15 protein-coding genes are annotated in these 14,291 nt (G+C 56.0%); 5 read left to right on the top strand and 10 right to left on the bottom strand.

Annotated features, from left to right (window positions below; translation table 11 throughout):
- Positions 1-17 precede the first annotated feature (17 nt).
- The 4 genes from DS901_RS10890 (at position 18) to DS901_RS10875 (ending at position 4,590) form a co-directional block, all read left to right on the top strand.
- Positions 18-1,259 carry a bifunctional folylpolyglutamate synthase/dihydrofolate synthase gene (locus DS901_RS10890; RefSeq protein ID WP_113777036.1) on the top strand — a complete coding sequence of 414 codons (1,242 nt, stop codon included), beginning with the start codon at positions 18-20 and terminating at the stop codon, positions 1,257-1,259.
- Positions 1,256-1,762 (top strand): hypothetical protein, encoded by a 507-nt coding sequence (locus DS901_RS10885; RefSeq protein WP_113776960.1) that lies wholly within the window; start codon positions 1,256-1,258, stop codon positions 1,760-1,762. Before DS901_RS10890 ends, DS901_RS10885 begins: the two co-directional genes overlap by 4 nt.
- A 265-nt stretch (positions 1,763-2,027) precedes the next feature.
- Complete coding sequence (locus DS901_RS10880; protein WP_258546700.1) at positions 2,028-3,728, top strand: tetratricopeptide repeat protein; 1,701 nt, start codon at positions 2,028-2,030, stop codon at positions 3,726-3,728.
- A complete protein-coding gene (locus tag DS901_RS10875) occupies positions 3,715-4,590 on the top strand; it encodes a 4-(cytidine 5'-diphospho)-2-C-methyl-D-erythritol kinase (protein ID WP_113776958.1) in 876 nt (291 codons plus the stop codon). Before DS901_RS10880 ends, DS901_RS10875 begins: the two co-directional genes overlap by 14 nt.
- Here DS901_RS10875 and DS901_RS10870 read toward each other — a convergent pair.
- Genes DS901_RS10870 through DS901_RS10860 form a run of 3 tightly spaced genes read right to left on the bottom strand, consistent with a single transcriptional unit; the run spans position 4,578 to position 6,996 of the window.
- Positions 4,578-5,231 carry an HAD family hydrolase gene (locus DS901_RS10870; RefSeq protein WP_113776957.1) on the bottom strand — a complete coding sequence of 218 codons (654 nt, stop codon included), beginning with the start codon at positions 5,229-5,231 and terminating at the stop codon, positions 4,578-4,580. The two genes, DS901_RS10875 and DS901_RS10870, sit on opposite strands and share 13 nt — an antisense overlap.
- Complete coding sequence (gene rsmD, locus DS901_RS10865; RefSeq protein ID WP_113776956.1) at positions 5,228-5,785, bottom strand: 16S rRNA (guanine(966)-N(2))-methyltransferase RsmD; 558 nt, start codon at positions 5,783-5,785, stop codon at positions 5,228-5,230. Before rsmD ends, DS901_RS10870 begins: the two co-directional genes overlap by 4 nt.
- Positions 5,782-6,996, bottom strand: coding sequence for an NAD(P)/FAD-dependent oxidoreductase (locus DS901_RS10860; protein ID WP_113776955.1), 1,215 nt, complete (start codon positions 6,994-6,996; stop codon positions 5,782-5,784). Before DS901_RS10860 ends, rsmD begins: the two co-directional genes overlap by 4 nt.
- Before the next feature lie 87 nt (positions 6,997-7,083).
- Here DS901_RS10860 and DS901_RS10855 point away from each other — a divergent pair, with 87 nt between their 5' ends.
- Positions 7,084-7,575, top strand: coding sequence for a peroxiredoxin (locus tag DS901_RS10855; protein ID WP_113776954.1), 492 nt, complete (start codon positions 7,084-7,086; stop codon positions 7,573-7,575).
- 39 nt (positions 7,576-7,614) lie between these two features.
- Here DS901_RS10855 and DS901_RS10850 read toward each other — a convergent pair whose 3' ends face one another.
- Genes DS901_RS10850 through DS901_RS10820 form a run of 7 tightly spaced genes read right to left on the bottom strand, consistent with a single transcriptional unit; the run spans position 7,615 to position 14,260 of the window.
- Complete coding sequence (locus DS901_RS10850) at positions 7,615-8,481, bottom strand: mechanosensitive ion channel family protein (protein WP_113776953.1); 867 nt, start codon at positions 8,479-8,481, stop codon at positions 7,615-7,617.
- The gene (locus tag DS901_RS10845; RefSeq protein ID WP_113776952.1) at positions 8,453-8,749 is read right to left on the bottom strand and encodes a 4a-hydroxytetrahydrobiopterin dehydratase; all 297 of its coding nucleotides are present in this window, start codon (positions 8,747-8,749) and stop codon (positions 8,453-8,455) included. Before DS901_RS10845 ends, DS901_RS10850 begins: the two co-directional genes overlap by 29 nt.
- On the bottom strand, positions 8,746-9,930 hold the full coding sequence (locus tag DS901_RS10840) for a GNAT family N-acetyltransferase (protein WP_113777035.1): 1,185 nt from the start codon (positions 9,928-9,930) through the stop codon (positions 8,746-8,748). The genes DS901_RS10845 and DS901_RS10840 overlap by 4 nt, the downstream gene beginning before the upstream one ends.
- Before the next feature lie 31 nt (positions 9,931-9,961).
- Complete coding sequence (locus DS901_RS10835) at positions 9,962-10,714, bottom strand: glycerophosphodiester phosphodiesterase family protein (protein ID WP_113776951.1); 753 nt, start codon at positions 10,712-10,714, stop codon at positions 9,962-9,964.
- A complete protein-coding gene (locus DS901_RS10830) occupies positions 10,711-11,172 on the bottom strand; it encodes a RidA family protein (protein WP_113776950.1) in 462 nt (153 codons plus the stop codon). The genes DS901_RS10835 and DS901_RS10830 overlap by 4 nt, the downstream gene beginning before the upstream one ends.
- Before the next feature lie 53 nt (positions 11,173-11,225).
- A complete protein-coding gene (locus DS901_RS10825) occupies positions 11,226-12,530 on the bottom strand; it encodes an HlyD family type I secretion periplasmic adaptor subunit (protein ID WP_113776949.1) in 1,305 nt (434 codons plus the stop codon).
- Complete coding sequence (locus DS901_RS10820; protein WP_113776948.1) at positions 12,527-14,260, bottom strand: type I secretion system permease/ATPase; 1,734 nt, start codon at positions 14,258-14,260, stop codon at positions 12,527-12,529. Before DS901_RS10820 ends, DS901_RS10825 begins: the two co-directional genes overlap by 4 nt.
- Between the last annotated feature and the right edge of the window lie 31 nt (positions 14,261-14,291).

Below are 14,291 nucleotides of genomic sequence, written 5' to 3'. Positions count from 1 at the left end.
ATGTGATCCTTGATCGGATGATGGCCTTACACCCTAAGGTCATTGATCTGACGTTGGACCGTGTCTGGACGTTGCTCGAAAAGCTGGGCAACCCGCAAAAGAACCTGCCCCCTGTCATCCATTTGGCGGGCACCAATGGCAAAGGGTCAACGCAAGCGATGATCCGCGCCGGGCTTGAAGCGGCTGGATCATCCGTACATGCTTATACCTCACCCCATTTAGCGCGGTATCACGAACGCATTCGGCTTGCGGGCGATTTGATTTCTGAGGATGCGCTTTGTGCCGTCTTAGATCATTGCTACGAGGCTAACGGGTCTGATCCAATAACCTATTTCGAAATTACGACTGTCGCCGGATTGTTCGCCCTTGCGCAAACGCCTGCTGATTACACGTTGTTAGAGGTTGGGCTTGGCGGTCGTTTGGATGCGACAAATGTCGTGGCACAGCCTGCGATAACTGTGATTACGCCCGTCGATTTAGATCATCAACAGTTTTTGGGTGATACACTTGCGCAGATCGCAGGTGAAAAGGCGGGGATTATCAAACGCGGCGTGCCTTGTGTGGTTGGCGCACAGCATGACGAAGCGATGGATGTCATCGAAGCGGCTGCCGCCCGTCTGGGCGCACCGATATATGCTTATGGTCAACAATGGCATGTGGGAACAGAGCGCGATCGTCTGATCTATCAAGATGACCATGGCCTGTTGGATTTGCCGCTGCCGAACTTGCCCGGCCCGCACCAAATTATGAACGCAGGGGCCGCAATTGCGACACTGCGTCTTCTTGGTAAAGATGAAGCCGCATGTGAAGCGGCTGTCGTATCGGCTTATTGGCCTGCCCGTATGGAGCGCCTGACGAAGGGGAAGCTTGTCGATTTGGCAGACCCCGCAGAATTGTGGTTGGACGGTGGGCATAACCCCGCAGCGGGACGCGCGATTGCGGCGACGTTACAGCAGCAACCTGCCCGGCCTGTGCATTTGATCTGCGGTATGTTGAACACCAAAGATATCGGCGGCTATTTGGCACCGCTTGCGGATGTATCGGCATCCTTGACAGCCGTGTCGATCCCGGACGAAAAAAACACAATCCCGGCGGCGGATACCGCCCGCGCTGCGTTGGCCGTTGGGATGAAAGCAACAACTGCCGACAGCATCGCGGAGGCAATAAAATTGATAACCGCCAAGACGCCGGGCGCCCGGATATTGATCTGCGGGTCGCTTTACCTTGCGGGTCACGTCATGCGCGAGAATGGCGCATGATCCGTATTGGGGCGACCGTCCTTGCGCTATTCGCACATCAAGCGCAGGCCGCAGAGTTCTACTTCTGTTGGACTGGCGCAAATGGTTACACGATGACCGGGCAGATGACGATTCCTGATAGCGCGCTTGGCCAGCCGATGATCGACGAGACGGATGTGACGCGTTTCAAGATCGCAGGCTACCAAGAAGGCACGCTGCTCGGGAAATGGGACATGGCGCGGCGCACGGCCAGCACCAGTTGGATGCTGCGCTATGACCCGCAGCGCGAAATCTTTGTGACTCCGAGCGATCTTGGGCTTGGAGTGACACAGGCATGGAACGCTGGGGGCGACGCGAATGACTGTGGCAATCCGGGGTTTGGCTTTAACCTTGGCAACTATGCTCAGGATTTTTGCCTTAACGGAGTCTGGCTCGAAGAAAGCGGTATGCCCCCCGATACTCCGTTCTTGGTCAGCCCGGTGCCAATTGATCCCTATTGCCGGACGTATGCCCCGGTAAGTTAATGCCGATTCGCGAATCACTCTATTGACTGCGAATCACTTCGTCGCGTAGTGTCGCTCTAAACGTAAAACGTCACACGCAATAGGCGTTGCGGAGCAGTCTTGGCAGGGCAAGCGGGCGGGCCATTATGGCCTGTCTTCTTGTGCCAGCGTCAGTGTTTTGAACCTTCAATTTAGCTTGATCCGCTGTGTTCACGAGGACGTGTTTGCAAGCTTCGCCAGCTGTGCGTAGGCTGCAGTTGAAACTTCCATAAGGCTTATTTGTATTTTGCTCAAACGTTCCTTTATTCCCGCTCTCGTTGTGTCTTGCTTTTTGACCTCTGGTGGGGCAGCACATGCCGATCCGGATGCAGGCGCATATTTGGCCAGCCGTCAGGCCGTCTTTGACAGCAATTTTGAAACCAGCGTGCGGTATTTAGCCGAAGGTTTGCTTGCTGATCCGACGAACGCTGATCTTTTGGACCTGAACTTGACCGCCTACGTTGCGCTGGCTGATTTTGATAAAGCGGTGGTTATCGCAGAGGCGCTTGCCGATCTTGATATCCGCAATCAGGTGGCACATTTGGTCTTGCAAGCGGATGCTGCCGACGCTGGAAACTGGGACGATATCTTTCGCGGGCTTGAAAACGGCCGCACGGTAAGCCCGTTGATTGATGGCGTGGCGCAGGCTTGGGCGCATTTGGGTAACGGCGATATGCGCAAGGCGAGCGCGGCGTTTGACCGGGTCATTGAAGCAGACGGGCTCGCTGTCTACGGAATGACCCACAAGGCCTATGCGCTGGCTTCCGTCGGTGATTTCGAAGGTGCGGAAGCCGTGTTTACGACCTCAATCGCAGGCGGGATGCGCTATAACCGCAATAGTGGTATCGCCCATGTTCAAATCCTTAGTCAGCTGGGCCGCAATGACGATGCGCTGACGGTTTTCGATTTGATTTTTGGAGCAAATTTGGACCCTGAACTGGTCATGCTGCGCGCGCAGGTAGCAGCAGGTGAAGCTGTGGCCTATGATGCAGTCGCGACCCCCCAGCAAGGCATTGCCGAGCTCTACCATATCACCGCTAGCGCCGTGATGGATGATGCGCATAGCGCTTACACATTGATGTTTGCCCGTTCGGCGAATTTTTTGTGGCCGGACAATTCGGGCGTAGTTTTGATGACCGCAGGCTTGCTGGAAAAGCTTGAACAATATGATCTGTCCAACGCGGCCTACACCAGTGTCGCGCGCGATGACCCCGCGTTTTATGCCGCTGAACTGGGCCGGGCTGATGTTCTAGAGGCAGGCGGGCGCGTTGATGCTGCCATCGAGGTGCTGGATGCCCTATCGCGGAGCCATTCTGATATGCCGCAGGTTTTTGCAAACCTCGGAGATGCGCTGCGCCATGATGGACAGTTTGATGCGGCAAAAGCCGCCTACACAAGTGCGCTCGAACTTTATTCAGATGACAACCCTGCCAAATGGTTTGTCTATTACACACGTGGTATCTGTGATCACCAAACGGATGATTGGTCCAGTGCAGAATCAGACTTTCGAGCGGCGCTTGCGCTCCAGCCTGATCATCCGATGGTGTTGAACTATTTGGGGTATTCGCTAGTCGAACGCGGTGAAAAGCTTGATGAGGCTTTGGGCATGCTTGAAACTGCGGCAGACGCGCGCCCGGATAGTGGTGCGATCATCGATAGTCTTGGCTGGGTGTTGTTCCAACTTGGGCGCTATGACGAAGCCGTTGGATTGCTTGAAAGTGCTGCCGCGCTCGTCCCTGTCGACGCTGTGGTGAACGATCATTTAGGGGATGTGTATTGGGCCGTTGGCCGCACCATCGAAGCCCGGTTCCAGTGGCACCGCGCGCTGTCATTTGATCCGCTTGAAAAGGACGCCGCACGTATCCGTGACAAACTAGAGCGCGGGCTGGATCTTGTACTGGTTGACGAAGGCCTTGCGCCGATCCGGGTGGCCAGTGGCGACAATTAAGGCGATCGCCCCGGCCAAGGTGAACCTCACCTTGCATGTGACGGGGCAGCGTGACGATGGGTATCATTTGCTTGATAGTCTGGTGGTGTTCGCAGGGGTCTGCGACCAGTTGAGCGCGACAATCACGCCTGACCTAAAGATCAGCGTACACGGCCCGTTTTCGGGCGGGGTGCCAACTGACGAAAGCAATCTGATGATCCGTGCAGCGCAGACGCTTCGCCGGGTACGTGGGGTGATCAATGGTGCCTCATTGACGTTAGAAAAACATCTGCCACATGCGGCGGGCATTGGCAGTGGTTCGTCGGATGCTGCGATTACCTTGGCGATGCTGGCCGAACTTTGGGGTGTTGCACCGCTTGAGGCCGAGCATCCCGCCGTCGCGGCGCTTGGCGCGGATGTGCCAGTTTGCTTGGCAGCGCCCAATCCGATGCGTATGTCCGGCATTGGTGAAGAACTGACACCGGTGCCGCAACTGCCCACCTGCGCGATTGTCCTGGTGCGCCCCAAGGTCGTGGTGCCAACAGCGCAAGTTTTTGCCAAAATGACCGATAAAAACGGCGCGCCTATGAAGCCAATGCCAGATGGCACGGATTACGATGTCTTCGTGGCATGGCTGCGCGAACAACGTAACGATATGCAGGCTGCGGCACAGGCGATTGCCCCTGAAATCAGCGCGGTTCTTGCCAAGCTCAATTCACTGCCCGGTGTCAGCGTTGCAGGCATGTCGGGGTCGGGCGCGACATGTTTTGGGTTGGTCAAAGACATGGCCACCGCGCGCCATGTCGCGCGGATTGTTCAGGTTTCGCAAATGGATTGGTGGGTTGCCCCCGCCGAAGTGCTAGGCACCAATCAGGTATTTTGACCCAGCCCCAACGCCTGTGTGATTTGGTCCATATGGGTAATTGGTGTAGCACCTGTATCGCCGATGCGGGCGGGGTCGCCATCTGCGACATAGCCAAAGCAGGGCATACCTGCAGCTTTGGCGGCTAAGAAACCAGCAGGCATGTCGTCGATCATCACCGTTTCACCCGGGCCGACGCCGTGATCTGACATGATTTTGCGCAGCATGTCGGGGCTTGGCTTGGGGCCGTGATCATGACCTGAATAAATCCGCCCGGCGAACAGATCAAATAGCCCAGAAGGCGCGAGGCTGATTTCCATCTTGGGCACAGGGCCGTTTGATGCAATCGCGCGTTTAACCCCAGCGCGGTCAAGCGCGTGGATCAGGTCAATCACCCCCGCGATGACGGGCACGCCTTTGCGCAAGGCCGCAAAAATTTCGACATAGATATCCGCCTCCCAAGTATCGGGAAGCTGCGCGCCACGGCGCGTGGCCTCAACGCCGACCCCTTCAATCGTGCCTCCTGCGAACATGTGATGGACGTCGTTGGGGCTGATAGTCAGGCCGAAACGCGCGAGATTGGCCGAAATGATCTGATCTGTCATGGGTTCAGTGTCGACCAGCACGCCGTCGCAATCAAAAATTACCAGTTTGGGGGTCATGAATTTGCCTCTAAGAATGTGACCCAGCTGTCGCCATAGCGGCGCTGATCACGTGTTGAAAATCCGGGTGGGGCGATTTGTGCGGTGCTTTCTTCCCAAACGATCAACGCGCCGGGCGCGATCCATCCGGCGGCGTTTGCCGAAGACAAGGCCTTTGCACCAAGCGCTTGCCCGTAAGGCGGGTCCAAAAACACCAATCGACAGGCTGTACCCGCTGCCAGCTGCGTCGCATCTGCGCTGATCAGCTTAGTGTCTGCTTGGCGTCGCAGCTTTGCAATGTTTTCACGGATTAGTTTTTGTGCCACCCGCCCGTTCTCAATGAATGTCACATGGGATGCCCCGCGTGAAAGTGCCTCAAGCCCGAGCGCACCCGTGCCAGCAAAAAGGTCCAATACTGTAACCCCGTTAATCGGATCACCAAAGCGACCGCCTTGCAGCACGTTAAACAGGCTTTCACGCACGCGGTCTGTTGTTGGGCGCAAATGTGCGGCCGTATCACCCGCGCCGACATCAGCCAACACAGTGCCGCGATGGGTGCCAGCAACGATCCTCATGGTTTCAGAAGGGCCTTCATATCTGTTGCGGGGTCGGTGATTTGTGCAGGTGTTGGGCTGCACCCTGCCTCGATCAGGCGTTTGCCGATCATGTAATTGCGTGGATCATTCATCGCATCAACCGCCAGCAATGTGTCGCCTTGAAAATACCAATGCGATTGCACGCCCGGCGCATCACCTTTGCGGATATAAACATCTGTGTAGCCAGTGTTCAGCCCGGCAATTTGCAATTTGCAATCATATTGATCCGACCAGAACCACGGCTTGGGCACATAGGGTTCTCCGTTGCCCATGATATTACGCGCGATGGTTTCGGCCTGGTCGATCGCATTGCCCACACTTTCAAGCCGAATACGCGTGCCCTTGAACAGACAAGATGCGCAATCGCCTGCAGCCCAGATATGCGGGTCAGACGTGCGTCCGTTTTCGTCAGTGGTGATCCCGCTATCGACTGTGATCCCGGCACTTTCGGCAAGAATCGTCGCGGGGGTGATTCCCACCCCGACAACGGCAAAATCGATGGCGATTTCGGTGCCATCGGTTAGGCGCGCGCCAGTGACATGATCGTCTCCAAGCAGGCGAACAAGCCCTACGCCTTCGCGGATATCGACGCCGTGTGACTTGTGTAGCGCACGGAAATAATCCGACGTTTGCGGCGCGGCGACTCGTTGCAAAATGCGATCTGCCATTTCGACCAACGTGACTTTTAGCCCGCGTTTCGCAGCCACCGCCGCTGCTTCTAACCCGATATAACCGCCGCCGATAATCAACACGTGCCGGCTTTCAACGAGCGCTGGTGCCATTGCACCTGCGTCGTCAAGATCGCGCATTCCGTAGACCCCATCGAGCATGCCACCGACGGATGCGGGCAACATGCGCGGATGTGCGCCGACTGTGAGTGCCAGTTCGTCGTAGCTCACAACACTGTTATCGGACAGGGTGACGGTCTTGTCTTGGCGGTCAATTGCGACCACCCGGGTGCTCAAACGCAGTGAAATTTGCTGATCTTCGTAGAATTCGGTGGGGCGCAAATACAGCCGTTCTTTAGGCATTTCCCCAAGTAAATAAGCCTTTGAAAGCGGTGGACGCTGGTACGGGGGCACAGATTCGGCCCCAATCATCGTGATGTCACCCGCAAAGCCGTCTTTGCGCAGTTTCGCGGCCAATGCGGCGCCAGCTTGGCCTGCGCCGACGATGACGACATGTGTCATGCTGATCTCCTTGGGGGTCGCCCACTTGTTTCACGCCCATCTATATGTGAGTCACCAAAAGAAACAAACACGAAGGGGCAAATAATAATGACAATAAAAACAGGCGACACACTACCAGACGCAACACTGCTGGTGCTAGGCGACAATGGACCAGAGGAAGTCGCGCTTGCCGATAAATTGGCGAACCGCAAAGTAATCATCTTTGGTCTGCCGGGTGCCTATACCGGCACATGTTCGACAGCGCATGTTCCCAGCTTTATGGTGACGTCTGATGATTTTATGGCCAAAGGCGTGGATGAGATTATCTGCGTTGCGGTTAATGATCCATTCGTGATGAAAGCATGGGGCGAGGCGACCCGCGCCACCGATGAAGGGATTACGATGCTTGCGGATGCGCGCAGCGAATTCACTACCGCAATCGGTATGGAATTTAGTGCGCCGCCTGCTGGGTTCATCAACCGTTCAAAACGCTATGCAATGCTGGTTGATAACGGTGTGGTCAGCATTTTGAATGCGGAAACTAATCCGGGCGAATGCGACATTTCTGCGGGTGAGACGCTTCTCGAAGCGATGGAATAGAAAAAGTCTGGGCGGCGCGTTTTACGCCGCCCAATCGGCCTAGCCGTTGGCTTGTACAATTGTCTGGGTCGGGAACGGAATATCGATCCCGGCTTCATCAAGCGCCTCTTTGACCTGACGTTTCATATCGGCTTGGAATTGGAATAGATCGCCACGATCACACCAAACACGCACCAGAAAATCAACAGAGCTATCACCAAGGTTATTGACCTGTATAAACGGTTCGGGATCGATTTTGGCACGTGGGTCGGCAAGGATTGTATCGCGGATCACCTGTTCAGCAGCTTTCAGGTTTGCACCGTAGCCGACGCCAAACACCCATTCTGCACGCCGTGTTTCATAGATAGAATAGTTGACGATCGTATTGCCCCAAACCTGCGCGTTTGGGATGATGATTTGTAGATTTTCGGGCGACGCGAGTTCGATAAAGTTCAGCGTGACATTTTGCACCGTGCCCATTTGACCGGATACTTCGACAAAATCACCGATTTTGACAGGGCGGAAGAATACGATCATCACACCAGCAGCGACGTTCGACAAAGTGCCTTGCAAGGCTAGGCCAATGGCCAAACCCGCCGCACCGATGACCGCGACAAATGATGTGGTTTGAACGCCAAATGTGTTCAGCACAAACAGGGAGGCAAAGCCAATCACCACATAGCGGGTGATGTTGCCAAGGAAATTAAACAGCGTGATATCAAGATGCGGGTTGGCTTGACCAAGTTTGACCAAACGCCGCCGTAGCCAGCCTCCAATGAAAAATCCGGCAACTAAAATAAAAATCGCGGCTGCGACATTTCCAAAGATAGAGACGAGAAACTGTACCGTCAGTACATCTCCGATGGTGTTTCCATTCCAAATGGCGGTATTTAACAGCTTATCCAAGACGGCCTCCTGCAAGTTCATCCAATTTTTCGCCAAGCTTGACGTCTCGCGCCGATAGACCACCTGCATCATGCGTGGTCAACGTGACCGCGACGGTTTTATAAATATTTGTCCATTCGGGGTGATGATCCCATTTTTCTGCCCAAAATGCAGCACGTGTCATGAACCCAAAGGCGTCAATGAAATTGGCAAAGCGGTAAGTCTTGCTAATTGCGTCGCGCCCGTCGGCCATGGCCCAGCCATTTGCCAATAGCGGGGAAATCAGATCTTCGCGTTCTGCCGGTGTCATTGCTGTTCCTCTTGGTCGGATTTCTTGAACGGGCCATAGCTGGTGAGGATTTCGATTTCATTGTCAACAGCAGCGCGTTCGGCCTCAAGATACTGCCCAACAGCGTCACGAAACCCGGGATCGCCGAACCAATGCAAAGAATGTGTGGCGACAGGTAGGTATCCGCGCGCAAGCTTATGTTCACCTTGGGCCCCGGCCTCGACTCGACGCATTCCGTTTTTGATCGCAAAATCGATGGCCTGATAATAGCAAAGTTCAAAATGCAGGCAGGGGTGGTGTTCTGTGCAGCCCCAATACCGTCCATAAAGCGTATCACGGCCGATGAAATTCAGCGCCCCGGCAACTGCCCGCCCGTCGCGCATAGCGAACACCAACAGCATGTCGTCGCGCAAGCAGTCTTGTGCCCGGTCGAAAAATTCTCGGGTGAGATAGGGGGTCCCCCATTTGCGACTGCCAGTATCTTGGTAGAACGTCCAAAATGCATCCCAATGGGTGGGTTGGATTTGATCGCCCGTCAGGGTGATGATTTCACCACCAAAGGCGTGCGCTTGGGCGCGTTCTTTGCGGATGTTTTTGCGTTTACGGCTGGACAGCGTCGCCAGAAATGCGTCGAAGTCTGCGTAGTCATCGTTGATCCAATGGTATTGTTGGCCAATGCGAGATTGCAGCCCCATTTCAGCGCCTGCGATGGCCTCGGCCTCGGTGCAGAATGTGGCGTGCAATGAAGACAGTTCATTGTCAGCGGCAATTTGGATGGCCCCTTGGATCAGGGCCGACATACCGACGGTTTCAAACCCCGGACGGGTTAAAAAGCGGCGACCTGTGGCTGGTGTGAACGGCACCGCGATCTGCAGTTTCGGGTAATATCGCCCGCCCGCGTTTTCATAGGCCTGCGCCCAATTGTGATCAAAGATATATTCGCCCTGACTATGCCCTTTGGCATAAAGCGGGGCGGCGGCGATCATCTGCCCGTCTTGATGCGCGGTCAGATAGCGGGGCTGCCAACCGCTGCCCGCGCCCACTGATCCGCTGTCTTCAAGCGCGCGTAAGAACCGATAGGTCGTGAACGGGTCAACGGGCCGCCCGGCTGCGTCTTCGGGGCAGGCGCAGGCATCCCATTCTGCGGCGTCAATGCTGGCAAGGCTGGGGTGCGCTGCGATCTCTATCGGGGTGTTGGTCATACCCACAGATTTGGGGTTGCGCGGCCTCGCGTCAAGCGCGGTACCCTTCAAAGGTCACATTTTCCGCGACTTCGCGCGCCTTTGCTTCTGCCTCGGGCGATCTGATGGTCCAACACAGCACGCGCGCGCCCTGCGATTTTAGAGTGGCCACGCGTGGGCGGTCTAGGTCATCGGCCTCGTGACTGATAAAGCACGCCCCGGTGCGGGCGTAATCTGGAATTTCGCGCAATTCATCACGTCTATCGCTGGGAACCTCGGGCCAAAATTCAGGCAGGTAGCTAGAGGTCGTGATCCCGCGCGGGATTTGCGGGGCAAGATGTGCCATCGCCGCAACGCTATGTGGGTTAAACGACATCACGGCGACGTCACCACTGTAGTTGGCAAGCGCGTCGGCGGTGGCCTTTTCAAGCTGGCCGACGTTCGGGCCCATCGCGCCGTCTTGATCTTTAATCTCGATCAGCAGCGGGACTTGTCCGCTCACCGCGGTCAGAACCTCTGGCAATGTCGGAATTGTGCCCGCGTCGTCCGTCAGAGGAATTTGCACCAATTCCGCAAGATCGCGCGCTTTCACGAGACCGGTTTGCGCGGTCAGCCGATCAAGCTGATCGTCGTGAAACACAATGGCGTGCCCGTCGCGCGATAGCTGCACGTCAATTTCAATGCCATAGCCTGCATCAATCGCGGCCTGTATCGAGGCAAGGCTGTTTTCAACGCAGCCCTTTGCACGGGTATGCAAGGCGCGGTGGGTGATTGGGCGGGCAAAGAAGGATGCGGGCAACGTCATTTGATTTGAAAGATCGCTTCGATTTCGACGGTGACGCCTAGCGGCAGGCTGGCCGCGCTGACAGCAGACCGGGCATGGCGGCCCGCATCGCCAAGGGCCGCAACCATAAAGTCAGATGCACCGTTGATGACCTTAGGCTGGTCCGTGAAATCAGCAGTGGAATTGACAAAACCAACCAGTTTTACAACGCGCACAAGCCGGTCGATGTCGCCATCACAAGCGGCCTTGAGTTGGGCGAGTAGGCTAATTGCACAGGCTTTGGCAGCGTCGGCACCTGCTTCTACACTTATATCAGCGCCCAACTTACCTGTAATCAAACCCTCTGCTGTGGCCGAAATCTGACCTGAAACGTAAACTATATCGCCAACAATAACATAGGGCACATAGTTGGCGGCGGGTGCGGGTGCGTCAGGCAGGGTCACACCCAATTCGGCCAGTTTTGTTTCAATCGCGCTCATGGGAATCTCCTGTCATTTTGTCGGACGCTAGCGGGCAATCAGGCTGCGTGCAATCACGTCTCGCGGAATGCTTTGGCAAAATAATCTGCGAGCGGCTTAAGCAGGTATCCCATCGGGCTCCGGTCCGCAGTCCGGATGAATGCCTCGACGGGCATGCCGGGGATCAGCGTCATATCTGCGGGCAGCCGGGCGATTTCACCATCGTTTAATTGTACCTCTGCGCGGTAGAATGACAGCCCCGAGTTTTCGTTCTGAAATGCATCGGCTGAAACTTGGGTGACGGTACCAAAAAGTTCAGGCGTGCGGCTGCGATCAAACGCAGAAAAGCGCAGCGTGACTTCTTGGCCCACGTAAATCTGATCGACATCTTGCACGTTTACTTGGGTCGCAATTACCAATGGGCGGTCTTGCGGGATCAAGAAAAGCACCGGATCGGCGGCACGGATGACAGATTGTTCGGCGAATACCTGCATGCCGTAGACGATACCAGACACGGGCGCGCGGATATCCAGGCGATCCAGTTGCCGGATCAATGTGCGGTGCCGTTCGGCCAGTTCTAGCTGGTTGTATTGCAGGTCGCGCAGGCGGGTGATTGCTTCTTCGCGCCGCGTAGTTGAGAGCGCTAGAATTTGCAGGTCTATTTCGGTGGCGCGTTCAGCGGCTTGCGCGGCTTGTGCCGAAAGATCCCCCATCGTGCCAAGCAGGCTGGCCTCTTCGCGCTGCAGTGACAAAACCCGGCTGGCCTGCGCAAGTCCGCGGTCAAGCAGCGTTTGCTGATCTGCCAGTTCTTGCGCGATCAAGGCGCGCTGGGTGGACAGGGCGGTTTGCTGTGCGGTGATGCCGTCGATTTGGCTCGCGATTTGGGCGCTTTGCTGGTGTAGCTGCTCAACCGCGCTTTGATTCGATTCACGGCGCGCCGCAAAAAGCCGGTTTTGCCCAGCAATCAGCTCGGCCGCTTCAGCCGTGCCTGCGTCGGTCAGGGTTGCGTCAAACGTCAGCCTATCTGCACCGTCGCGTTCTGCCTCGAGCCGCGCACGTCGCGCGAGAATTTCAAATAACTGCCCTTCAACAACAGCACGTTCTGATTGCAGTACTGCTGCATCAAGCCGGACAAGTAAATCGCCTGCTTCAACAGTGTCGCCTTCAACCACCAAAATTTCAGACACGACCCCGCCGTCAGGGTGCTGCACAACTTGGCGGTTGCGGTCCACTTCGATCTGGCCGCTGGTGACGACCGCGCCGGTGATTTGCGCAACGACGGCCCATGTTCCGAAGCCGCCAACAAGAACGACCAAGGTTAATATACCTGCCCAAAGCAGCCGTTGTGCAGACCAGTTATGTTGGGTTTGATCGGTCATGTGACGCCCCCGGCTTTGCCGCTTGCGCGTTGAATGTCGCCATGATTTTTGACCATGTCGGCCATCACGGCATCTTTGGGGCCAAAGGCACGGCGTGCGCCGTTTTCAATCACCAAAATCGTGTCGCATTCTTGGATCGCGGCGGGCCGGTGCGCCATGATAAAGACAATCGCTTTTTCGGATTTAAGCGTTTTGATTGCTTGATTGAGCGCAATCGACCCCTCGTTATCAAGGTTCGAATTGGGCTCATCGAGCACCAACATGACGGGGTCGCCATAAAGCGCGCGCGCCAAGCCGATCCGCTGAATTTGCCCGCCCGACAGTCGGCTTCCATTGGCGGTCACACGGGTGTCATACCCATCGGGTAAGCGCAAAATCATATCATGCGCTGCGGATTTTTGCGCTGCTTTGACCACGGCTGCGTCATCCGGTTGCAACGCCATCCGGGCGATGTTTTCTTTGATTGTGCCGTCGAACAACTGCACGCGCTGCGGCAAGTAACCGATATATTGCCCCAAAGTGTCGGGATCATATTGCTCAAGCGCGGCGCCATCTAGTCGGACTTTACCCGCCGCTGGCTGCCACACCCCGGTCAGCACCCGTGCAAGCGAAGATTTCCCCGCACCAGAGGTGCCAATTACCCCAACGGCCTGACCCGGTATTACGTTGAAGCTGACGGAACGCAGTGCGGGACTGGTCTCTCCGGGGGGGATGACTGTGGCTTGCTCTACATGTAAAAACGCGTTGGGTTTTGGTAACTTTGTGCGTGTGGTGTCGTCTGGGATTTGACTGAGCAGGACTGATAGGTTGTTCCAGCCTTCGCGTCCGCTCTGAAATACCGCCCACTGACCTACGATCGCTTCAATAGGCGCGAGGCCGCGGCCCAATAGGATTGATCCAGCAATCATCGCGCCGGGCGATAGTTTATTGTTGAGCACTAAGTAAGCCCCAAGACCCAGCATTGCCGATTGCAAGATAAGCCGGAACGTTTTGGTCAGGGTCGTGAATGTGCCCGAGGTGTCAGCGGCTGATATGGCGGCGTCTAGCGACTTTCCGCGCGCTTGCTGCCAACGGCCAAATGCGGCGTCGCGCATCCCCAAAGAATGTACCATCTCGCTTTCATGGCGAATTTGGTTGCCGAGCTGATCGGCCGTAAACCGGGCTGTGTTCGCCGTAGCCAGTGGCTTGCGACTGCTGAATTGGTTCATCAGTGCCACAGCGACCAGGATGATCGCCCCAAGCAAAGCAAGCATCCCCATCAGCGGATGGAATATGAAAATGCCCATGAAAAACAGAGGTGCCCAAGGCAGATCAAATGCCGCCATCAACGCCGGAGACGTGATCATGCGCTGGATGGATTCGAGGTCGCGCAACCCGGTCGCTGCTTCGCGCGGGGCGCGTGCGAGCGTTGTGGCCTGCATAACGGCGGCAAAGACCGGACGATCTAGCTGCGTTTGAAACTGTGCGCCAACACGGGCCATGACCCGTCCACGGACATAATCCAAAATGCCCATCATCCCGTATAGAAACCCAACGAGAGCCGATAGTGCGATCAAGGTCTCAAACGACCGCGAACTCAGCACGCGGTCATAGACGTTCAACATATAAAGCGGCCCGGTCAGCATCAACAGGTTCACAAAGAAGCTGAAAATTGCGACGGCCCAATAAAGCGCGCGGCTAGACTGTCTGGCAGCGCGCAGTTGAGACAGACCTTTGGCGTTGTCGGGCATGAGTGAGAATATCCTTACTGCGCAGATTTTG

The sequence above is a fragment of the Loktanella sp. D2R18 genome, assembly GCF_003318235.1.
Classification (GTDB): Bacteria; Pseudomonadota; Alphaproteobacteria; order Rhodobacterales; family Rhodobacteraceae; genus Yoonia.
This window is presented reverse-complemented; position numbering and strand designations above follow the sequence as displayed.

Bases quoted from the DNA above. Each gene is read 5' to 3' on its own strand.
- DS901_RS10890 (WP_113777036.1), top strand. From the start codon at position 18: ATGATGGCCTTACACCCTAAGGTCATTGATCTGACGTTGGACCGTGTC.
- DS901_RS10885 (WP_113776960.1), top strand. From the start codon at position 1,256: ATGATCCGTATTGGGGCGACCGTCCTTGCGCTATTCGCACATCAAGCG.
- DS901_RS10870 (WP_113776957.1), bottom strand. From the start codon at position 5,231: ATGACCCCCAAACTGGTAATTTTTGATTGCGACGGCGTGCTGGTCGAC.
- rsmD (WP_113776956.1), bottom strand. From the start codon at position 5,785: ATGAGGATCGTTGCTGGCACCCATCGCGGCACTGTGTTGGCTGATGTC.
- DS901_RS10860 (WP_113776955.1), bottom strand. From the start codon at position 6,996: ATGACACATGTCGTCATCGTCGGCGCAGGCCAAGCTGGCGCCGCATTG.
- DS901_RS10855 (WP_113776954.1), top strand. From the start codon at position 7,084: ATGACAATAAAAACAGGCGACACACTACCAGACGCAACACTGCTGGTG.
- DS901_RS10850 (WP_113776953.1), bottom strand. From the start codon at position 8,481: ATGAACTTGCAGGAGGCCGTCTTGGATAAGCTGTTAAATACCGCCATT.
- DS901_RS10845 (WP_113776952.1), bottom strand. From the start codon at position 8,749: ATGACACCGGCAGAACGCGAAGATCTGATTTCCCCGCTATTGGCAAAT.
- DS901_RS10840 (WP_113777035.1), bottom strand. From the start codon at position 9,930: ATGACCAACACCCCGATAGAGATCGCAGCGCACCCCAGCCTTGCCAGC.
- DS901_RS10835 (WP_113776951.1), bottom strand. From the start codon at position 10,714: ATGACGTTGCCCGCATCCTTCTTTGCCCGCCCAATCACCCACCGCGCC.
- DS901_RS10830 (WP_113776950.1), bottom strand. From the start codon at position 11,172: ATGAGCGCGATTGAAACAAAACTGGCCGAATTGGGTGTGACCCTGCCT.
- DS901_RS10825 (WP_113776949.1), bottom strand. From the start codon at position 12,530: ATGACCGATCAAACCCAACATAACTGGTCTGCACAACGGCTGCTTTGG.
- DS901_RS10820 (WP_113776948.1), bottom strand. From the start codon at position 14,260: ATGCCCGACAACGCCAAAGGTCTGTCTCAACTGCGCGCTGCCAGACAG.